Source organism: Pseudomonas gorinensis, from assembly GCF_042015035.1.
GTDB classification, from domain to species: Bacteria; Pseudomonadota; Gammaproteobacteria; order Pseudomonadales; family Pseudomonadaceae; genus Aquipseudomonas; species Aquipseudomonas gorinensis.
Window position 1 is genome coordinate 4194377 of the sequence record NZ_CP167125.1, and the last position, 19927, is coordinate 4214303.

At 62.2% G+C, this 19927-nt stretch carries 16 protein-coding genes and 2 pseudogenes; 11 read left to right on the forward strand and 7 right to left on the reverse strand.

Translation table 11 applies throughout. The features are described 5' to 3' along the window. The first annotated feature begins 168 nt into the window (after window positions 1-168). Window positions 169-1032: a 4-hydroxy-tetrahydrodipicolinate synthase gene (dapA, locus tag AB7933_RS19090; protein WP_024075780.1), complete on the forward strand. Its 864-nt coding sequence runs from the start codon at window positions 169-171 to the stop codon at window positions 1030-1032. Between the two features lie 41 nt (window positions 1033-1073). On the opposite strand, the gene AB7933_RS19095 is transcribed toward dapA, so the two are convergent. Together AB7933_RS19095 and atzF are read right to left on the reverse strand one after the other, a co-directional pair. Next, complete coding sequence (locus tag AB7933_RS19095; protein ID WP_024075781.1) at window positions 1074-1775, reverse strand: GntR family transcriptional regulator; 702 nt, start codon at window positions 1773-1775, stop codon at window positions 1074-1076. 2 nt (window positions 1776-1777) lie between these two features. Next, window positions 1778-3574: an allophanate hydrolase gene (atzF, locus tag AB7933_RS19100; RefSeq protein WP_024075782.1), complete on the reverse strand. Its 1797-nt coding sequence runs from the start codon at window positions 3572-3574 to the stop codon at window positions 1778-1780. Window positions 3575-3840: 266 nt separating this feature from the next. On the opposite strand from atzF, the gene AB7933_RS19105 reads away from it, so the two are divergent. Continuing rightward, complete coding sequence (locus AB7933_RS19105; protein ID WP_024075783.1) at window positions 3841-5217, forward strand: pyridoxal-phosphate dependent enzyme; 1377 nt, start codon at window positions 3841-3843, stop codon at window positions 5215-5217. Further along, window positions 5214-6380 (forward strand): cystathionine gamma-synthase, encoded by a 1167-nt coding sequence (locus AB7933_RS19110; RefSeq protein ID WP_024075784.1) that lies wholly within the window; start codon window positions 5214-5216, stop codon window positions 6378-6380. The genes AB7933_RS19105 and AB7933_RS19110 overlap by 4 nt, the downstream gene beginning before the upstream one ends. 257 nt (window positions 6381-6637) lie before the next feature. On the opposite strand, the gene AB7933_RS19115 is transcribed toward AB7933_RS19110, so the two are convergent. Then, on the reverse strand, window positions 6638-8836 hold the full coding sequence (locus AB7933_RS19115; protein WP_024075785.1) for an OsmC domain/YcaO domain-containing protein: 2199 nt from the start codon (window positions 8834-8836) through the stop codon (window positions 6638-6640). Between the two features lie 297 nt (window positions 8837-9133). On the opposite strand from AB7933_RS19115, the pseudogene AB7933_RS32515 reads away from it, so the two are divergent. Next, a pseudogene (locus AB7933_RS32515) lies at window positions 9134-9322 on the forward strand (PAS domain-containing protein); the annotation flags it as partial. Window positions 9323-9517: 195 nt separating this feature from the next. Next, complete coding sequence (locus AB7933_RS19120) at window positions 9518-10615, forward strand: methyl-accepting chemotaxis protein (RefSeq protein ID WP_410524631.1); 1098 nt, start codon at window positions 9518-9520, stop codon at window positions 10613-10615. Between the two features lie 57 nt (window positions 10616-10672). Here the strand turns inward: AB7933_RS19120 and AB7933_RS19125 are convergent, their stop codons facing one another. Beyond that, the gene (locus AB7933_RS19125; protein WP_024075787.1) at window positions 10673-11197 is read right to left on the reverse strand and encodes a GNAT family N-acetyltransferase; all 525 of its coding nucleotides are present in this window, start codon (window positions 11195-11197) and stop codon (window positions 10673-10675) included. A gap of 39 nt (window positions 11198-11236) precedes the next feature. Then, window positions 11237-12640: an XAC2610-related protein gene (locus AB7933_RS19130; protein ID WP_024075788.1), complete on the reverse strand. Its 1404-nt coding sequence runs from the start codon at window positions 12638-12640 to the stop codon at window positions 11237-11239. Window positions 12641-12767: 127 nt separating this feature from the next. On the opposite strand from AB7933_RS19130, the gene AB7933_RS19135 reads away from it, so the two are divergent. Further along, window positions 12768-13346: a cysteine hydrolase family protein gene (locus tag AB7933_RS19135; RefSeq protein ID WP_024075789.1), complete on the forward strand. Its 579-nt coding sequence runs from the start codon at window positions 12768-12770 to the stop codon at window positions 13344-13346. Window positions 13347-13373: 27 nt separating this feature from the next. Here AB7933_RS19135 and AB7933_RS19140 read toward each other — a convergent pair whose 3' ends face one another. Further along, the gene (locus tag AB7933_RS19140; protein WP_024075790.1) at window positions 13374-14018 is read right to left on the reverse strand and encodes a TetR/AcrR family transcriptional regulator; all 645 of its coding nucleotides are present in this window, start codon (window positions 14016-14018) and stop codon (window positions 13374-13376) included. Between the two features lie 72 nt (window positions 14019-14090). Between AB7933_RS19140 and AB7933_RS19145 the strand changes: the two genes are divergently transcribed. The 3 genes and pseudogenes from AB7933_RS19145 (at window position 14091) to AB7933_RS19155 (ending at window position 17098) form a co-directional block, all read left to right on the forward strand. After that, window positions 14091-14957, forward strand: a complete 867-nt coding sequence (locus AB7933_RS19145) for an aldo/keto reductase family oxidoreductase (RefSeq protein WP_024075791.1) — start codon at window positions 14091-14093, stop codon at window positions 14955-14957. Window positions 14958-15238: 281 nt separating this feature from the next. After that, window positions 15239-16195 (forward strand): annotated as a pseudogene (locus AB7933_RS19150) (cache domain-containing protein); the annotation flags it as partial. Between the two features lie 198 nt (window positions 16196-16393). Continuing rightward, window positions 16394-17098, forward strand: a complete 705-nt coding sequence (locus AB7933_RS19155) for a methyl-accepting chemotaxis protein (protein ID WP_370694642.1) — start codon at window positions 16394-16396, stop codon at window positions 17096-17098. A 391-nt stretch (window positions 17099-17489) separates the two neighbouring features. Here AB7933_RS19155 and AB7933_RS19160 read toward each other — a convergent pair whose 3' ends face one another. Then, window positions 17490-17969 (reverse strand): AAA family ATPase, encoded by a 480-nt coding sequence (locus tag AB7933_RS19160; protein WP_024075793.1) that lies wholly within the window; start codon window positions 17967-17969, stop codon window positions 17490-17492. Between the two features lie 157 nt (window positions 17970-18126). On the opposite strand from AB7933_RS19160, the gene AB7933_RS19165 reads away from it, so the two are divergent. Then, the gene (locus AB7933_RS19165; protein WP_024075794.1) at window positions 18127-18549 is read left to right on the forward strand and encodes a DUF2231 domain-containing protein; all 423 of its coding nucleotides are present in this window, start codon (window positions 18127-18129) and stop codon (window positions 18547-18549) included. Next, window positions 18546-19838, forward strand: coding sequence for a PQQ-dependent sugar dehydrogenase (locus AB7933_RS19170; protein WP_024075795.1), 1293 nt, complete (start codon window positions 18546-18548; stop codon window positions 19836-19838). The genes AB7933_RS19165 and AB7933_RS19170 overlap by 4 nt, the downstream gene beginning before the upstream one ends. Window positions 19839-19927 lie beyond the last annotated feature (89 nt).

The following is a 19927-nucleotide window of genomic DNA, read 5'->3' on the forward strand; positions in this document are numbered from 1 at the left end:
GCGCTGCACACGCCCTCAAATCGAAGAAACAGTCGCTCATGTGACCGGGGCGCGCTGTCCCGTCAGATGAGCTGACAGGACATTGAGCGCGACGGACACCCTCCCCTTGCACAATTCCCTCTGCCCTTCTGGCGGTGACTTAATCGGTCAACCATCAGGAGAAAGAGCATGTCAGCGTTTCAAGGTATCTGGGTTCCCGTGGTCACGCCGTTTCACGACGGCGCCCTCGACTTTATCGGCCTGCGCCGTTTGGTTGAGCATTTGCTGGAAAAGCACGTGGCCGGGATCATGGTCTGCACCACCACCGGTGAAGCCGCGTCGCTGAGCCGCCAGGAACAACTGGCCGTGCTCGATGCCGTGTTGCAGTGGGTGCCGGCGCACCGTGTGGTGATGGGCCTGGCGGGCAATAACCAGATTGAATTGCTGCAGTTCCAGGACCAAGTCCTCAAGCGCCCCGTGGCCGGTTTACTGGTGCCGGCGCCCAGCTATATCCGCCCTTCCCAGGCCGGCCTCGAAGCGTTTTTTCGTACGGTGGCCGATGCGTCCAGTGTGCCGATCATTCTCTATGACATCCCCTATCGCACCGGCGTGACCTTCGAGCAGGCCACCCTGCTGAACATCGTCGCCCATGAGCGCATCAAGGCGGTCAAGGACTGTGGCGGCAACCTCGGCAATACCCTGGCACTGCTGGCCAGTGGCGAAGTGGATGTGCTGTGTGGCGAGGATATCCAGCTCTTCAACGCGCTGTGCCTGGGTGCCAGCGGTGCCATCGCGGCGTCGGCCCACGTGCATACCGAACAGTTTGTGGCGCTGTGGCAGCAGGTGCGGGATAACCAGTTGGCCGAAGCGCGGCAGACGTTTTTCCAGCTGCTGCCGCTGATCCAGACGTTGTTCATGGAGCCCAACCCGGCACCGGTGAAAGCGGCGTTGGCATTGCAGGGCTTGATCGGCAGCGAATTGCGCGCACCCATGCAGCGGGCCAGCGCGGCGCTGATTGCACGGGTGCAGCCGCTCTCCGCCCTGGCACAATGATGCCTGTGTAGGAGCGAGCAAGCTCGCGCCTACGGGCTTGCTCAAGGCGTGCGCGGCTTGGCCATCTGCAACCGATGCAAGGTGATCTCGCGCACTGCCTGCTTGCTCAGTTCGATATGCCGCTTGAGCAAGTGCTGCGCCTGATCGACACGCCGTTGCAGGATCGCGGTGAGTATTTGCCCATGCTCCTCGTACGTCGCCGCAATGCGTGAAGCCTGGGTAAAGTCGAGGCGCCGGATGATGCGGATCTTTTCCGTAAGGGCGTAGTGCATGTGTGCCATCTCACGGTTGCCGGTGGCTTGCACCAGGGCGCAGTGAAAGTGTTCATCCAGCGCCGACACCGCCTGACTGTCCTGCAGGCGCTCACATTCCTCCACCAGCCAGGTCGCCTGCAGCCCTTGCAAGATCGGGTTCGGTTGCTCCATCGCGCATAAACGGCTGACAGCGGCCAGTTCCAGCACGATCCGCACGTCATACAGCTCTTCGAAATAGGTGAAGTCGAACGGTTTCACCTGCCAGCCGCTGCGGAAGTACACCGCCAGGTAGCCTTCCCGTTCCAGGCGGTACAGCGCCTGGCGCACGGGTGTACGGCTGACACTCATGCGCTCGGCCACTTCGCCCTCGCTGAAACGGTCGCCAGGCAACAGGCGAAAGTCGAAGATATCCGCCTTGAGTTGCGCATAGATCTGCTCGGCCAGGCTGTCCGGGCGCTCGCGCGGTTTTTTCAGCGTTGAAAGCGGCATGCTTACCCCTTGCTGGTGACATAGGCGCGCCAGCCGCCAAACTCAGTGACATCCAGCGCATCCGCCAGGGCCCAGGGTTCGCAGATAAAGCCTTTGACACTGCGTCCATCCGCCAGCATCAGGGTGCCGATCCCCAGCGGTGCGGGAATTTCGACGACGAACTCGCCAAAACGGGCGATAGGCATGTCCCACAGCTCGACGATGATCGATCGGCCACCGTCCGCCCTGGCCAGCCCCGGCTTGGGCGGCACGGTGCCGGGCAGCGCATACAAACGATAAGTGCTGGCCGTGAGGGTCTGCTCCACCAGCACGGCGTTGCGTGTGGTCAGTTGGAAGTTCAACGGCATGCCGCTCAGGTGGGCGCCCACCACCGCCACGCGCACGGTACCGGGTGCCTGTTGGGCAGCAGCGGGTGCCGGCAGTTGGCGTTCGGTTGCGCCGAGCGGCAACTCAAGGCTGGCCTGCCAGCGCTGGCCCAGGTGCGCCAGGGCGCTGTCATGCCAGGCCGGTGCGAGCAGGGTAATGCCGCACGGTAGACCGTCCGCTCGCAGGCCCGCCGGCAGCGCCAGCGCCGACAGGTCCGCCAGGTTGGTGAAGTTGGTGTAGTAGCCGAATTGCGCGTTGTAGCGCACCGGCTCCAGCACCATGTCGGCGCGCGTGCGAATCGTCGGCGAGGTCGGCACCAGCAAGGCGTCGAACCCCGCCAAGGTGTCGTTGATGCGGCGACTGAGTTCGGCCCGCAGGTATTCGGCCTTGTAGGCATCGCAGGCGCTGTACTGGAGGCCATTTTCGACAATGCCGCGCACCACCGGGTTGATGGCCTGCGGCTGGTGTTCGAGCATGCCTTCCAGGGCCACCGTGCGTTCTGCGACCCAGGGACCCGAATACAACTGGTCGGCCAGGGCCTTGAACGCACTGAAATCCACCTCGCTGATCACCGCGCCCAACGCCTTGAAGTGCTCGACCGCCTGCTCGAACACCGCCTGGTTCTGCGTATCGCCGAAGAACTCCAGGCTCGCCGGTATTGCCAGCTTGATCGAGGCACCCACGCTCACCGGCGCCGTGTAGGGGTTGCTACGCGAGTATGCGTCGCTGGCGTCATAGCCCTGTGCGACCTGCGCCACCGCGGCGGCATCCTCCACGGTCAGGGCGAACACCGAGATGCAATCCAACGTGCGACAGGCCGACACCAGGCCCGTATTCGAAAACCGGCCCTTGGTCGGTTTCAATCCGACGATATTGTTGAACCCTGCCGGTACTCGGCCCGAGCCTGCGGTGTCGGTGCCCAGCGCAAACGCCACCAGCCCGCGGGCAACCACCGACGCCGAGCCGGAGCTGGAACCGCCGCTGACGTAATCGGCATTGAAACTGTTACCCACCGCACCATACGGCGAGCGCGTGCCCACCAGGCCAGTGGCGAATTGATCCAGGTTGGTCTTGCCCATCAGAATCGCACCTGCCGCTCGCAGTTTGGCGACTACGGCCGCGTCCGACGTTGGGCTGTAGGCGAATTCCGGGCAGGCTGCCGTGGTGTCCCAGCCCGCCGCGTCAATGTTGTCCTTGATGGCGAATGGCACGCCGTACAGCGGCAACTTGTCGATATCGCCGCCCACCGCGTCCAGCCTGTCGTTCAATTGCGCCAGTTGCATGGCCAATTGCTCAGGTTGTGCGCGGGCAATCCAGGCGCTGTCATCCGCGCTGTATTGCGCCGCCAGGCTCAACAACCGGTCGGGGGTCATCGCCCCGCTGCGATAGGCCGCGTGCCATTCGCCAAGGGTCCAGCCGATAACGCTCTGCATAGGGATTCCCATCTTGTATCCAAGTTGACCTGTCTTAAAGCAAACCCCAGGCCAAAGGCCGAAACGCTGTGATGAGCGGGCTCGCGTGCCCATCCAGGTGCTCGGGCCTGCTCGTTGATGGCGCACCCGAGCGTCGCCCATGCGCCAAAAAAAGACACCCAGCCGACCGCTCGGTTGCGAGCCGCCCGATACCGGCCTATGTTCCAAGCCATGCTTTGCCTTTTGCTGTCCCCCACCCTACGCCCATCCCGTAACCAGGTGACGACATGCCTACGCCTTCCCGCCCCGCCGTCCTCGAACTGATCGGCAACACGCCGTTGGTACGCGTCAGCCGTTTCGATACCGGCCCCTGCACCCTGTTTCTCAAGCTCGAATCGCAAAACCCCGGTGGTTCCATCAAGGACCGCATCGGCCTGGCCATGATCGACGCCGCCGAACGCGACGGCCGCCTGCGCCCTGGCGGCACCATTATCGAAGCCACCGCCGGCAACACCGGTCTGGGCCTGGCGCTGGTAGGCCGGGCCAAGGGCTACCGGGTCGTGCTGGTAGTGCCCGACAAGATGTCCACGGAAAAAGTGCTGCACCTCAAGGCCATGGGCGCCGAAGTGCATATCACCCGCTCCGATGTGGGCAAGGGCCACCCCGAGTATTACCAGGACGTGGCCGCGCGCCTGGCCAAGGGCATTCCCGACGCGTTCTTCGCCGACCAGTTCAACAACCCGGCCAACCCCCTGGCTCATGAAACCAGCACTGCCCCGGAAATCTGGGCGCAAACCCAGCACGACGTGGACGCGATTGTGGTGGGGGTCGGCTCAGCGGGCACCCTCACCGGCCTGACCCGCTTTTTCAAGCGCGTACAACCCGACCTGGCCATGGTGCTGGCCGACCCGGTGGGCTCGGTAATGGCGGAATACAGCCGCAGTGGCCGCCTGGAAACGCCAGGCTCGTGGGCGGTGGAAGGCATTGGCGAGGATTTCATTCCGTCGATCGCCGACCTCTCCAGCGTGCGCCAAGCCTATTCCATCAGCGATGAAGAAAGCTTCGACCACGCCCGCCAACTGCTCAAGGCCGAGGGCATTCTCGGCGGTTCCTCCACCGGTACCCTGTTCGCCGCCGCGCTGCGCTATTGCCGTGCGCAGACCGAGCCCAAGCGCGTGGTCACGTTCGTCTGCGACACCGGCACGCGCTACCTGTCAAAGGTCTACAACGACCAATGGATGAAGGATGCGGGCCTGCTGCAATACAAGCACTACGGCGACCTGCGCGACCTGATCGCCCGCCGCTTCGAAGATGGCCGCGTGATCAGCGTGAGCCCCGACGACACCCTGCTCACCGCCTTCCAGCGCATGCGCCTGGCCGATGTCTCGCAACTGCCGGTGCTGGTGGACGGACAGACATTGGTGGGGGTGATCGACGAATCCGACATCCTGCTGGGCCTGCACCATGACGCCGCGGATTTCTCGATGATCGTCGCCAGCGCCATGACCGATAAAGTGCAAACCCTGGCCCCCAGCGCCAGCCTGGCCGAATTGCAGGCGGAACTGGATCGCGGCCTGGTCGCCATCATCGCCGACGCTTCGGGCTTCCACGGCCTGATCACCCGCGTCGACCTGCTCAATCACCTACGGAGGTCCCTTGCATGAGTCAGCCCGATAAAAGCGCGTTTGCCACCCGTGTGATCCACGCCGGGCAATCACCCGACCCGACCACGGGCGCGCTGATGCCGCCGATCTACGCCAACTCCACCTACCTGCAAGACAGCCCCGGCGTACACAAGGGGTTCGACTACGGCCGCTCCCATAACCCCACGCGCTTTGCCCTGGAGCGTTGCGTGGCCGACCTAGAAGGCGGCAGCCAGGCGTTTGCCTTTGCCTCGGGGCTGGCGGCGATTTCCACCGTATTGGAATTACTCGATGCAGGCGCCCATATCGTCTCCGGCAACGACCTGTACGGCGGCACATTTCGCCTGTTCGACAAGGTGCGCCAGCGCAGCGCGGGGCACCGTTTCAGCTTTGTCGACCTGAGCGATGGCGCGGCGTTTGAAGCGTCGTTGCAAGACGACACGCGCATGGTCTGGGTTGAAACCCCAAGCAACCCGTTGCTGCGCCTGACCGACCTCAGCGCCATCGCGCGCATCTGCCGTGACCGCGGCATCCTCTGCGTGGCCGACAACACATTCGCCAGCCCGTGGATCCAGCGCCCGCTGGAGCTGGGTTTCGACATCGTGGTGCACTCCACCACCAAGTACCTCAATGGCCACTCCGACGTGATCGGCGGCATCGCCATCGTTGGCGACAACCCGGAACTGGCCGAACGCCTGGGCTTCCTGCAAAACTCGGTCGGCGCGATCGCCGGGCCCTTCGATGCCTTCCTGACCCTGCGCGGCGTGAAAACCCTGGCCCTGCGCATGGAGCGCCATTGCAGCAATGCACTGGAATTGGCGACCTGGCTGGAACAACAACCGCAAGTGTCACGGGTTCACTATCCCGGCCTGGCGTCCCATCCCCAGCACGCACTGGCGCGTCGACAGATGCGCGGGTTTGGCGGGATGATTTCGGTGGATTTGAACAGCGACCTGGCCGGCGCCCGGCGCTTCCTGGAAAACGTCAGAATCTTCGCTTTGGCCGAAAGCCTGGGGGGCGTGGAAAGCCTGATCGAACACCCGGCAATCATGACCCACGCAAGCATCCCCGCCGCCACGCGCGCGCAATTGGGTATTGGCGATGGGTTGGTGCGGTTGTCGGTGGGGGTTGAGGATGTCGAGGATCTGCGGGCGGACCTGGCGCAAGCCTTGGCCCGGATATAAATCCTCCAGCCCCCATGAATCCCAGGTGGGAGGGGCAAGCCCCAATGCCGTTCAGTTAAGGCTTTTTTGTAGGAGCGAGCTTGCTCGCGAAGAACTCACAGGCGCCGCGTTGATTCAGGAAACACGCGTTATCGTTGACGTTTTTCGCGAGCAAGCTCGCTCCTACAGAAGGCGATGTGCACTTAACTGAACGGCATAGGCATGCGCGACAACACTATCTCGAAGAGGTAGTGGCGCCTCCCACACGGGTCAGTGCGTCAGGCCGAGGTGATATTGGCCCGCGCGCTGTGCAGTTTCTTGTAGCTCTCGATCAAGCGTAGATGCCGGTCCAGCCCTTCCAGCTTGGTGCTGGTCGGCGTCAAGCCATAGAAACGCACGCTGCCATTCACCGAGCCGATCACGGCGTCCATCCGCTCGTTACCGAACATCCGTCGGAAGTTGGCCTCGTAGTCCGCCAGTTCCAGGTCTTCGTCCAGTTCCATCTCCAGCACCGCGTTCACCGCCTGGTAGAACAGGCCGCGCTCGACGGTGTTGTCGTTGTACTGCAGGAACATTTCCACCAGTTCCTTGGCGTCTTCGTACTGCTGCAACGCGAGGTAGATCAGCAGCTTCAATTCCAGGATGGTCAACTGGCCCCAGGCGGTGTTGTCGTCGAACTCGATGCCGATCAAGGTGGTGATATCGGTGTAGTCGTCCAGCTCGCTCTCCACCAGGCGCTCGGCCAGGGCCTTGAGCTCGGCATCGCTGAGGCTGTGCAGGTTGAGGATGTCGGCGCGAAAAAACAGGGCCTTGTTGGTGTTGTCCCAGATCAGGTCGTCCACCGGGTAGATTTCCGAGTAGTCCGGCACCAGGATGCGGCAGGCCGTGGCGCCAAGGTGCTCGTACACCGCCATGTACGACTCCTTGCCCATATTGTCGAGGATGCCGAACAGGGTCGCGGCCTCTTCGGCGTTGGAGTTTTCACCCTGGCCCGAGAAGTCCCACTCGACGAATTCGTAATCCGACTGGGCACTGAAGAAGCGCCACGACACCACACCGCTGGAGTCAATGAAGTGTTCAACAAAGTTGTTCGGCTCGGTGACTGCATGGCCTTCAAAGGTTGGCTGCGGCAAATCGTTCAAGCCTTCGAAGCTGCGGCCTTGCAGCAGTTCGGTGAGGCTGCGCTCCAGGGCCACTTCCATACTCGGGTGCGCGCCGAATGAGGCGAATACGCCTCCGGTACGCGGGTTCATCAAGGTCACGCACATCACCGGGAATTCACCGCCCAGCGACGCATCCTTGACCAGCACCGGGAAGCCCTGGGCTTCCAGGCCTTCGATACCGGCCAGGATACCGGGGTACTTCGCCAGCACCTCGGCCGGCACGTCCGGCAGCGCGAACTCGCCTTCGATGATTTCACGCTTGACCGCGCGCTCGAAGATTTCCGACAGGCACTGCACCTGGGCTTCGGCCAAGGTATTGCCGGCACTCATGCCATTGCTCAGGTAGAGGTTTTCGATCAGGTTGGACGGGAAATACACCACCTCGCCATCGGACTGGCGCACAAACGGCAGCGAGACAATGCCACGTTCTTCGTTGCCGGAGTTGGTGTCGAACAGGTGGGAACCGCGCAGCTCACCGTCGCGGTTGTAGATTTTCAGGCAGTAGGCGTCGAGGATTTCCGGCGGCAGTTCATCCTTGCGCCCCGGCTGGAACCAGCGCTCATCGGGGTAATGCACGAACGGCGCGTTGGCCAATTCCTCGCCCCAGAACTGATCGTTGTAGAAGAAGTTGCAGTTGAGCCGCTCGATAAACTCGCCCAACGCCGACGCCAGGGCGCCTTCCTTGGTCGCGCCTTTGCCGTTGGTAAAGCACATCGGCGAGTGCGCATCACGGATATGCAGGGACCAGACGTTGGGCACGATATTGCGCCACGAGGCGATCTCGATCTTCATGCCCAGGCCGGCCAGGATCCCGGACATATTGGCGATCGTCTGCTCCAGCGGCAGGTCCTTGCCCGCGATATAAGTGCCCGCGTCGGATGGGCTGCCGGGCATCAACAAGGCCTGGGCATCGGCGTCGAGGTTGTCCACTTCTTCGATGACGAATTCCGGCCCGGCCTGCACCACTTTCTTCACGGTGCAACGGTCGATGGAACGCAGGATACCCTGGCGGTCCTTCTCGGAAATGTCCGCAGGCAGCTCGACCTGGATCTTGAAAATCTGGTTGTAGCGGTTTTCCGGATCAACGATGTTGTTCTGCGACAGGCGGATATTTTCCGTGGGGATATTGCGCGTCTGGCAGTACAGCTTCACAAAATACGCCGCACACAACGCTGACGAGGCCAGGAAGTAATCGAATGGCCCCGGCGCCGACCCGTCGCCTTTATAGCGAATCGGTTGATCGGCGATCACCGTGAAGTCATCGAACTTGGCTTCAAGTCGAAGGTTGTCGAGAAAGTTGACCTTAATTTCCATGCGGGATTACCAAAATAGCGAACTTCAAATTGGCCGCCATTATCCGGGATTTGCGTTTTAAGTCTTGTGCTTTCGCCATTCGGCCGCCGACAGGCAAGGCTGATGCGCTATCGACACCGGTATAAAGCCACGCCAGAGCACTTGTCAGACGAAATACCATCAACTTATCTGTACGGTTGCCGATGACCTGCTAGCAATTCAGGGAGTAGTCGAATGCGCAATAACCAGCCAGTGACACAACGCGAGATTTCCCTCGCGCCTTCGCAGAAGCTCATTTCCGCCACCGATGTGGATGGGATGATCACTTACTGCAACGATGCTTTTGTCGATATCAGCGGTTTTGAACGCGCCGACCTGATCGGGGCGCCGCAGAATATCGTGCGCCATCCCGACGTGCCTCCCGCCGTGTTTGCCCATATGTGGCGTGCGCTCAAGCAGGGGCTGCCGTGGATGGGCATCGTCAAGAATCGCTCGAAAAACGGCGATCATTATTGGGTCAACGCCTATGTCACGCCGATTTTCGAGGGCAACCGCGTGGTGGGTTTCGAGTCGGTCAGGGTCAAGCCGACCGCCGATGAGATCCGGCGTGCCCAGGCGCTGTATCGGCGTCTGAGCCAGGGTAAAGCCGCCGTGGCCGCCCTGGACACCTGGGCGCCGGCCTTGATGAGCTGCGTGCCGTATATCGCCACCGGCCTTGCCGGCGCGGTGGGTGGGCTGTTCCTCAGCGCGCCGCTGGCCATTGCCGTGGCGGTGGGCGTCGCGGTTCCGGTGGCGCTGCTCTGCTCACAGTGGCGCCAGCGCGCGACCCTGCGCTTGCTGGTCGGCGTCGAGCCATCCACCTCCGATGCCTTGATCGCACAGATGTACAGCGATGAAGCCGGTCCCCAGGCACGCCTGGAAACCGCGTTCCTCAGCCAGAACGCGCGCCTGAAGACTTGCCTGACCCGTTTGCAGGACAGCGCCGAGCAACTCAGTGCGCTGGCCGGGCAATCCGACCGACTGGCCACGGCCAGCTCCACCGGCCTGGACCGCCAGCGCGTCGAAACCGAGCAGGTCTCGGCCGCCGTCAACCAGATGGCCGCGACCACCCAGGAAGTCGCCAGCCATGTGCAGCGCACCGCCGATGCCACCCAGCAAGCCAACTTGCTGACCGGGCGCGGCCGTGAGGTGGCGCGGGATACCCGCGAAGCCATCGAGCGGCTTTCCGCGGTGGTCGGCGAAACGGGTGTCACCGTGGCGCAGCTGGCCAGGGACAGCGATGAAATCGGCACCGTCGTCGATGTGATCAAAGGCATCGCCGACCAGACCAACCTGCTGGCCCTCAACGCGGCCATCGAAGCGGCCCGTGCCGGCGAGATGGGGCGCGGATTTGCCGTGGTCGCCGACGAAGTCCGACAGCTGGCACAACGCACCTCGCAATCCACCACCCAGATCCACGGGCTGATCACCAAGCTCCAGGCGTCGTCCAACAATGCCGTGCAAAGCATGGAGAACGGCCATCGCCAGGCCCAGGAAGGCGTGGCTTGGGTGCTTGAGGCCGACCAGGCATTGGTGGGCATCAGCGAAGCGGTGTCCCACATCACCGACATGACCACCCAGATCGCCGCCGCCACCGAGGAACAGAGCGCCGTGGCCGAGGAGATCAGCCGCAACATCACAACCATTGCCACACTGGCCGACCAGACCTCGGTCCAGGCGCATCAATCCACCGACCTGAGCAAGGAGCTGACCCGCACCGCGTCCACCCAATATGCATTGGTTGAACGTTTCAATCGCTGACAGGCGACCCACCGCATCCAGCAAAGTCGGGGGCCGGGCTGAAAGATCGTCGGGTGGTCAAGCTCTGGCCACCCGCCACACCATGGCGCAGCGGCTGCCGGGCTCAAAGCCGTGTGCGTACTCGTCTGCCAACATCCCGGCCAAGCGCTGATCCAATGACGCCTCGGCTTGCAGCTCAAACCCCAGGCGGCGATAGAACGGTGCATTCCACGGCACCTGCCTGAACGTCGTCAGGGTCACTGCGCGCAGTGCCTGTGAGCGCGCAGCGTCCATCGCCGCCTCAACCAGCTTGCGCCCCCAGCCCTGGCCATGCAGCGACCGAGCGACCGACACCTCATGGATATGCAGGTCGTCGCCCTGGCGTTCTGCGCACAGAAATCCTTGAGGTTGATCGTTGGCATCGACCGCCACCCAACAGGTCGACAGCGCGATCCACTGCCGATGACGCTCGACGGTCAAGGTGCCTGCGCTGGCCAGCCAGCCCAAGCCATCGATCAGTTGAAAGGCTTGGGCGGCAGAATGCTCGATGGCGGGCAATAACGGCGCGTCATCCAGTCGCGCCAGGCGAATGGGTAGTGGCATTGGGTATCACTGAGCCTCAGAAGGTGGAAGACGCGCGGGTCAAGGCTGCTTGCGGTACATCCCGGTGAAGTAGTCCTGGCTGTCCGGCGCCGAGTTGTGTTCGATCACCGCGAAGTTTTTCACCAGTTGGATGTGGTACGGGCCAACGCGCCGAGACGCCAGGGGTTCCGGCACGATAATCAGGTTTTCGGTTTCCATCGCAACCGTGTGATGCGCGCTGGCGATGGTTTTTGAGGTTCCAGCGGCGTTGAGTGTCAGGGTCAATCGTGCAAGCTCCCGGCCCTGGGCATCACGCTCGGGCAGGATCTCCAGGTCCAGATCACCGTCGCGGCCCAGGAAGTCATCGCGCATCTGGTAGTGGCCGCTGCGCTGGTCACGGGCGACGTCACTGAGTTTTTCGTACTCGGGTTCACGGTCTTCCGGGCGCAACTGGATGGCCAGTTCACGCGGCTGCCCCTTGGCGGAACTGACCCAGGTGCCGCTGTAGTGATAGGGCTCGACGGTTTCCCGGGTGATCCGCCAAATGCCGGTCTGATGACCATCATCGGTATATTCGTGCAGGTAGACGAAAGGCTTGTCGTCATAGTCGCTTTGGTCGCCAACCAACTTGATCGGCTTGCCGCTGCCACTCTTGGTGTAGCGCAGCTCACCGATCAACACGGCGCCCTGTTGCTGATACCAGAGCGCCACCGGGATCTTGCCGTCGAGGGTGCCGGCCAGATACTGCGGATCTTCGTTGACGGGACCTTCCAGGCGCGGTGTTTCCTGCCACTTGCCGTCCTTCAATACACCGGTGGTGCGCAGCATGTAGCCGCTGGGCATGCTGGAGTTTTCACCGTATTCGGTGGGCGGCACTTGTTCCTGGGTATAGGCATCCAGTCGCACCAACTCACCCTCGCGCATTTGCAGGCGGCTGGAGCGCGTCCAGCAGCAGCCACGGTCGGTTTGCGAATGGATGATGCCGTCCTTGTCCACCGAAAACATGCCGCCGAAGGTTTCGTTCGCCAGCTCCGTCAATGGCCGGTTCAGCACCCATTGGGGCTTGTGCGGGTCTTGCAGGTACACATCGTAGTGGTACTGCAGGCTCTCCTCGGCGTCCTCGCCATTGCGGATAGCCAGGTCCTGGCGGCCGTCGGCGTTGATATCGGCGAAATACAACACGCCATACGCCCCCAACAGATGGTCGCTGTCTGTCTTGCCATTGCGATCCAGCGGCACATTGGCGGCAGGGGTTTGCAGCTGTTGCAGGGTTTGGAGGGTGGCCCGGTCACGCACGGTAACCAGGGCGCGGGCCGGCTGGCGGAGGTCTTGCGGCACCTCTGGAAACAACACCTCCACCAGGTATTGACCGCTGGGGTCATTGACCGAGAACGAGCGCGGCTCGGCCATCACAGGAGCCGTGAGGGTCATGGAAAGGAACGCACCGCTCAATAACACACGCATCCAAAGCATCCTTGCTGAAATTTTGCGCCGCAGTGTAATGGGAAATGCTGCGGGCTTCGAATAAATCCCTGCCATGGCCCATGTATCGACTGATATGTTGCGCTTCTCGCCAGTCAAAGGAGCTGCCATGGAACCGTTAGCGACAAACGCCGCCTTGTTGATCATCGACATGCAGCAGGGCATGAACCATCCCAGGCTTGGGCGACGCAACAACCCGCACGCCGAGTTGCAGATGCAGCACCTGCTCAACGCGTGGCGGCGATCCCAGCGGCCCATTGTCCATGTCCGACATATGTCTCGCTCTCCCGACTCGGTCTTTTGGCCGGGTCAGCCTGGCTGTGAATTCCAGCCGGCCTTGTGCCCGTTGGCGCATGAGCAGGTACTGGAAAAGAACGTCCCGGATGCGTTCACCACCACGGGCCTGGAGCGTTGGCTGCATGTGCGCTCGATCAAGCAGTTGGTGATCGTTGGGGTGATCACCAACAACTCGGTTGAAGCCACGGCGCGATCCGGCGGCAACCTCGGCTTCGAGGTAATCGTGGCGGCGGACGCCTGCTACACGTTCGATCAAACCGACTTGGCCGGGCGCCTGTGGCCGGCGGAGGACGTGCATGCATTGTCGCTGAGCAATCTAGCGATGGACTACGCCAGGGTGATCGAGACAGCTGAAATCCTGGCCGCGGCCGCCCCGTTGCAAACGGACTGACCGTGCGTAATCACGTTCACACTTGCCCTACGCCTTAAGTGCAGCGGGCCGCCCATGGGCTTGCAGATAAGCCCGCAACAGCAGCGTGGTCTGCTGTTCAAGACCGGCTTCGAACGTAGGCGAGGCATTGCCTTCGAGCAACGTCCTGACCGGGCCGACGATCGCGCTGAGCGAAATCCCGGCGGTCAGGATCGGGTCTTCGAAATGCGCATCGGGGGCGGTCTCCAGCATCGCGGCGATGGCCGCCACCATGCGCGTATTGATGCGGGCGACCAGCTCCGCACCACCCCGCTCGCCCGCGATGGCATACAAGGCCTTGGACGCGCCCTGATCGCGTAACTTGGCGGCCACCAATGCCGTGACCAGGCCGGCGGCCATCTCAGCCACCGGCACCTGCCGATGGCGAGCGCATGCCTGCTCCACCGCCTCGGCCACCCACTCCAGGTGTTTTGCCAGCACGGCGGCGAGCAGCGCGTCGCGATTCGGGTAGTACTGGTAGAGGCTGCCCACCGACATGCCGGCACGCTCGGCCACTCGGGTGGTTGTGCAGCGGATCAGGCCCTGCTGGGTCAAAACCTGAAGGGTTGCCGTGTGCAAGGCCTCGACAGTCGCGGCTGAGCGCGCCTGAACCGCTGTTTTTCTTGGCTTCAAGGACGCTTTGAGGGTGCTCACGGAATGCGAATTCCAATATCTGAAGGATCCTTCATATTAGAGCCTTACTCCGCTGAAGCAAGGGCGACCCCGATGACAGGTTTGAAAAACAGCAAGACATTCATACTGGGCGACCGCGAGGTCAACCGCATGGGTTACGGCGCGATGCAATTGGCAGGCCCTGGCGTATTTGGCCCTCCCAAGGACCGCGACGCCGCGTTGGCCGTGCTGCGTGAGGCGGTCGCCTGCGGCGTCAACCATATCGATACCAGCGATTTTTATGGGCCGCATATCACCAACCAACTGATTCACGAGGCCCTGCATCCCTATCGGGACGACCTCACGATAGTCACCAAGATCGGCGCCCGTCGTGACGCTGAAGGTGGATGGCTGGCGGCGTCCACCCCGGAAGAACTGACGCAGGCGGTGCATGACAACTTGCGCAACCTGGGGCTGGAGGTGCTGGACGTGGTCAACTTCCGTTCGATGCATTCCACAATGGGCCCGTGCGAAGGCTCGAACGCCGCCGCGTTGGACACCCTCGCTGAACTGCAACACCAGGGGTTGATACGCCATATTGGCATCAGCAATGTCACGCCGACCCAAGTGGCCGAGGCACGCCGCATCGTCAAGTTCGTTTGCGTGCAGAACCTGTACAACATCGCCCATCAACACGACAACGCCTTGATCGACACCCTGGCTGAGGAAGGCATTGCCTATGTGCCGTTCTTCCCGCTGGGTGGATTTACTCCGGTTCAGTCTTCGACCTTATCCAGCGTTGCGCAGGGGCTGGGCGTAACACCGAAGCAATTGGCGCTGGCGTGGTTGTTGCGGCGCTCGCCCAATATCCTGTTGATTCCGGGCACCTCCTCGGTGGCCCATTTGCATGAAAACCTTGCGGTGGGCGAATGGGCTGTGCCGGACGAGGCGCTGGCTGCGTTGAACGCCATCGCGGACTGAAGCGGTCCCTTGTGCATCGATATCCCAGGTGATGCGCAGCGTTGTTCGGCGCATCGCCTGCCAATTGGATACAGAACAATCTAGAATTGTATTGTGTACAAAAAACCCTAAAGCTTTAACCCAAGCGAGCCGAAACATCGGTGAAAGCAAATCGCAGTGTCTCGGCGATTTGGCCGCCCTCTCCGCTGATGGTCGTCTCGATGAAAATAAAGAATAAGCTGGTCATTGCGTTTGTATCTGTCGCGTTTATCCCGGTTAGCCTGGTCGCGGTGATCTCCGTGATGAATACGCGAACCCAGGCAGTCGATCAGTTCATCGATGGCAGTACCCGCGAGATACGCCAGATCGATGGCAATATCCGGCAATTCTTCGAGGGTACGCTGCAGAATGTCGATCAAATGGCGGCAGATCCTGTATACACGTCCGTGAACACCCTCAAGGATTATCGGCCCGACAACGCCGCCAGCCAGCCCCTGCCGGCGCAGGCCCAGCAGGTGATCGAACGGTTCGCGCGTTTTGGCGCGACCCATCCTTCTGCGGCGATCCTGTCCATCGGCCTGGAAGACGGCACTTACGTCAAATGGCCCGACGACCCGCAACTGGCCAAGTACGACCCGCGCACGCGCCCCTGGTACAAGGCGGCGATGGCCAGCCCCGGCAAGACCGTGCGCACCCCGGCTTACTATTACGACAAGGATGACGTCGCGCTGGTCGGCACCGCGCGGGCGCTACTGGATAACGCCGGCAAGGCCAAGGGCGTATTCGTGGTGAGTGTGTCGCTGAAGAACCTCACCGAGCTGGTCAAGAGCATCAAGCTGGGCGAAAGCGGCTATGTGATGCTGATCGAAGACGGCGTGGTCCTGGTTGACCCTCGCGATGCCAAGCACGGGTTCAAGCCGCTCAAGGACCTTGGCGCGCCGTACGCACATTTGGCCGAGACCGCCCAGGGATCGACCGAAGTGGTGATCGATGGCGTGCGCTACATGGCCAATATCTGGACCTCCCCCGGCCTGGGCTGGCGTTATGTGGGGTTGATCGAATACAACGAAGTGATGGCCGCCGCCACGCGCATGACCTACCTGACCACAATCATCGTGGCGGTGCTGGTCCTGATCTTTGGCCTGATCGCCGCGGCGTTCTCCAAGGTGATCGTCAAGCCGATCGGTCAGGTCAGCACCGGCTTGCAATCCATCGCCCAGGGCGAAGGAGACCTGCGCCACGAACTGCGGGTGCAGGGCAAGGATGAAACCGCTGAACTGGCCGGTTGGTTCAACAAGTTCCTCGCTGCGATCCGCCAGTTGATCCAGCATATTGGCGCGGCGTCGACCAACTTGCAGGACGCTTCACGGGTCAACAGCGAAGTGGCGCACAACATGAACGAAGCCGCCGGGCGCCAGCGGGAAGCGGTCGAACTGGTGTCCACGGCATTCAATGAAATGGTGGCCACCGCCAATGAAGTGGCGCGGTCGTGCAGCGGCGCAGCGGAGTCCGCCGAGAACGGCCATCGCCGCGTGGCCGAGGGCAAGCAGCAGATCGAAATGACCACGGACAACGTCAACCGGCTCGGCCGCCGCTTGACCGAGTCGTCCGAAGCCATGGTCGAGCTGGAGGCCGGCAGCCGCAGCATCAACCAGATCATTGGCACTATCCGTGCGATTGCCGAACAGACCAACCTGCTGGCGCTCAACGCGGCCATTGAAGCCGCCCGGGCGGGTGATCAAGGCCGCGGCTTTGCGGTGGTGGCGGACGAAGTGCGGGCGCTGGCCAAGCGCACTTCCGACTCCACCGGCGAGATCGAACAACTGCTCGGTACCCTCGGCAGCAAGACCGAGGAAGTGACGCAGAAGATGAGCAGTTGCCTGGACCTGTCCCGCGCCAGTGTGTCGTCCATCGAAAGCGCGCGGGACAGTTTTGAAGGCATCCAGTTATCGGTCAACGAGATTCGCGACCAGAACCTGCAGATATCGGCCGCCGCCGAGGAACAGCACAGCGTGGCCGAAGAGATCAACCGGCATATCCAGCAGATCTACGACGAGGCACGGCTGGTGGAGAGCCTGGCCAATTCTGCGCAGGATGACTCGGGGCGGTTGGCCGGCTTGTCGGCGGAGTTGAATGGGCTGGTGGGCCGGTTCAAGTCCTAGGGCGCCGCAGACGTTGGGTGGGGACGACACCTTGATGTGCTCCCCCCCCGACCAATCTCCCTGTGGCGAGCGGGCTTGCCCTAATGCCGTTCAGTTAAGCGGACATCGCCTTCTGTAGGAGCGAGCTTGCTCGCGAAAAACGTCAACGATAACGCGTGTTTCCTGAATGAACGCGGCGTCTGTGAGTTCTTCGCGAGCAAGAACTAGGCGTCCCCCTCGCTCCTACAAAAAAACCTTAACTGAACGGCATTAGGGCTTGCCCCGCGTTGGGCTGCGCAGCAGCCCCAGTCAAGAAGAACGCGGTGTATCAGACACACTCTGTAGAGGCTGGTTTTGGGGCTGCTACGCAGCCCAACGCGGGGCAAGCCCGCTCGCCACAAGAGACCTGAACTCAAGGGCGATGCACCTCGATCACCAACCCCTCCTCCACCCGCGGCACGCTGAAGTGCCGCGTGATCAGGTCAAACTCGGCATCGGTCGCCGCAAAATCATGTTCGCCTCGCGCGTTGCGTGCGTGCAGACGAGCGCGGCAGGTGTCGTCGTCCAACTCAAGGTAATGCAGGCAATGCGGCACCTGTGCCACCTGCGCCAGGCCACGCAGCCACTCTCGATTGGCGAGGGTGTTGGCCGGAAAATCCAGCACGACATTGAGCCCTGACTTCAACAGGTCAACCACCAGCGGCGTCAATACGCCACGAATGCGTTGGGCACAGCGCAGGTAATCGGCCACCGAGAGAACCTCCCCAGGGTAGAGCTGCGCCAGCCAAGTGTCTTCACTGAGCAGGATCGCTGCGTGTTCGGCGACCAGTTCTTTGGCGAGGGTAGATTTGCCGGCGGCAATCTTGCCGCACAGCAGATGCAGGGTGGGCATGGCACGGCTCCTTTTGTGAGGCCATGAAGCATGCCAGCTTTCCGGCTGAATCATCATATTTAGACACGAATTACCCTGAACTTTCTGACAGGCACCGCGTTCATTTCCTATGCGCTGCCCCGCCCAGGGGCGTTGGTTTACAAGGAGCCGTTCCCACATGACTACCCTCCCCGCCTATCGCCACACACCCGGACCGCTGCATGCCACCTTGCTGGCGGGTACCGTGCCGCTGTTTCTCGGTGCCCTGATCAGTGACATTGCCTACGGCCAGACCTACCAGATTCAATGGGCCAATTTCGCCTCCTGGCTGATTGCCGGCGCGTTGGTGTTCTGTGGATTCGCCCTGTTGTTCGCCTTGGTCAACCTGCTGCGCGCCGAACACAAGGTCGGCCGACCCGCCGTGTATTGCCTGTTGCTATTGGCGACCTGGGTACTCGGGCTGGTCAACGCTTTCCAGCATGCCAAGGACGCCTACGCCATGATGCCGACCGGCCTGGTGCTGTCGGTGGTCGTGACAGTGCTGAGCGTGGTTGCGACCTGGGTCGGCCTGACTAACCTGCGCTCGGGAGCTGCCCAATGAAAGCGTCCAATACACTCACCCTGTTAAGCGCCGCGCTGCTGCTCAGTGCCTGCGGCGGCGAAGGCGACAACACCCAGGCCCGTGGCCCCGACCCAAAACTGCCGGAGCAGCAAAGCAGCCTGCTGCCCAGCATGAAGATTGCCGAACCCACGCCCTGGGGCAACGAGAAGCCCAAGGTGCCCGACGGCTACAGCGTCACCGCCATCGCCACCGACCTGGCCATCCCGCGCCAGACCCTGGTATTGCCCAATGGCGACATCCTCGTTGCCGAAGGTCGTGGCGGCAGCGCGGCCAAGCTCAAGCCCAAGGATGTGATCGCCAGCGTGATCAAGGCCCAGGGCAATACCAAGGTCAAGAGCGGCAACCGCATTACCCTGCTGCGCGATGCGGACGGCGACGGCACCTATGAACTGAAAACCGTGTTCGCCGACAACCTCAACGCCCCCTACGGCCTGGCCTTTGCCGACGGTAAACTCTACGTCGCCAACCAGGACGCGCTGGTGCGCTTCGACTACACCGACGGCCAGACCAAAGCCAGCGGCGCCCCGGTCAAAGTCACCGACCTGCCGGCGCAGATCAACCACCACTGGACCAAATCCCTGGCCGTGAGTGACGATGGGCGCCACCTGTATGTGGGCATCGGCTCCAACAGCAACATCACTGAACGCGGCATGGAAGTGGAGATCGACCGCGCAATGGTCTGGCAGGTCGATGCCACCACCGGCGCGCACAGACCCTACGCCACCGGCTTGCGCAACCCGACGGCCCTGACGATCCAACCCGACTCCGGGCAACTGTGGACAGTGGTCAACGAACGCGATGAACTCGGCCCCGACCTGGTGCCCGACTACCTGACCTCGGTGCGCGAAGGTGCCTTCTACGGCTGGCCCTACAGCTACTGGGGGCAAAACGTCGACCCGCGTGCACAACCGCAAAACCCGGCCAAGGTGGCCGCCGCGATCAAGCCCGATTACAGCCTCGGCTCCCACGTAGCGGCACTGGGCGTCGACTTTTCCATCCCAGCCATGGGTGAACAATTCGCCGAGGGTGTATTTGTGGGCGAACACGGCAGTTGGAACCGCGACAACCCGGTGGGCTACAAAGTCATCTTCGTGCCGTTCAGCCATGGCAAGCCAGCCGGCCAGCCCATCGACTTCGCCACCGGCTTCCGCGGCGACGACGGCAAGACCCGTGGACGCCCGGTAGGCGTCACGGTCGACCCGAAAGGCGCCCTGATCATTGCGGACGACTTGGCCAATACCATCTGGCGGGTGACGCGCAATCAGTAACAGCGTGAACGGCAGTTGCTCTGCTTCGGCCCCCGTTAAACCGCGCTGGCCGGAGACGGCTTGAATCCGTGGCCCACGGATTCAAGCCC

Bases quoted from the DNA above. Each gene is read 5' to 3' on its own strand.
- AB7933_RS19130 (WP_024075788.1), bottom strand. From the start codon at position 12,640: ATGCGTGTGTTATTGAGCGGTGCGTTCCTTTCCATGACCCTCACGGCT.
- AB7933_RS19105 (WP_024075783.1), top strand. From the start codon at position 3,841: ATGCCTACGCCTTCCCGCCCCGCCGTCCTCGAACTGATCGGCAACACG.
- AB7933_RS19110 (WP_024075784.1), top strand. From the start codon at position 5,214: ATGAGTCAGCCCGATAAAAGCGCGTTTGCCACCCGTGTGATCCACGCC.
- AB7933_RS19125 (WP_024075787.1), bottom strand. From the start codon at position 11,197: ATGCCACTACCCATTCGCCTGGCGCGACTGGATGACGCGCCGTTATTG.
- AB7933_RS19115 (WP_024075785.1), bottom strand. From the start codon at position 8,836: ATGGAAATTAAGGTCAACTTTCTCGACAACCTTCGACTTGAAGCCAAG.
- AB7933_RS19165 (WP_024075794.1), top strand. From the start codon at position 18,127: ATGACTACCCTCCCCGCCTATCGCCACACACCCGGACCGCTGCATGCC.
- dapA (WP_024075780.1), top strand. From the start codon at position 169: ATGTCAGCGTTTCAAGGTATCTGGGTTCCCGTGGTCACGCCGTTTCAC.
- AB7933_RS19160 (WP_024075793.1), bottom strand. From the start codon at position 17,969: ATGCCCACCCTGCATCTGCTGTGCGGCAAGATTGCCGCCGGCAAATCT.
- AB7933_RS19155 (WP_370694642.1), top strand. From the start codon at position 16,394: ATGGTGGCCACCGCCAATGAAGTGGCGCGGTCGTGCAGCGGCGCAGCG.
- atzF (WP_024075782.1), bottom strand. From the start codon at position 3,574: ATGCAGAGCGTTATCGGCTGGACCCTTGGCGAATGGCACGCGGCCTAT.
- AB7933_RS19170 (WP_024075795.1), top strand. From the start codon at position 18,546: ATGAAAGCGTCCAATACACTCACCCTGTTAAGCGCCGCGCTGCTGCTC.
- AB7933_RS19095 (WP_024075781.1), bottom strand. From the start codon at position 1,775: ATGCCGCTTTCAACGCTGAAAAAACCGCGCGAGCGCCCGGACAGCCTG.
- AB7933_RS19135 (WP_024075789.1), top strand. From the start codon at position 12,768: ATGGAACCGTTAGCGACAAACGCCGCCTTGTTGATCATCGACATGCAG.
- AB7933_RS19145 (WP_024075791.1), top strand. From the start codon at position 14,091: ATGACAGGTTTGAAAAACAGCAAGACATTCATACTGGGCGACCGCGAG.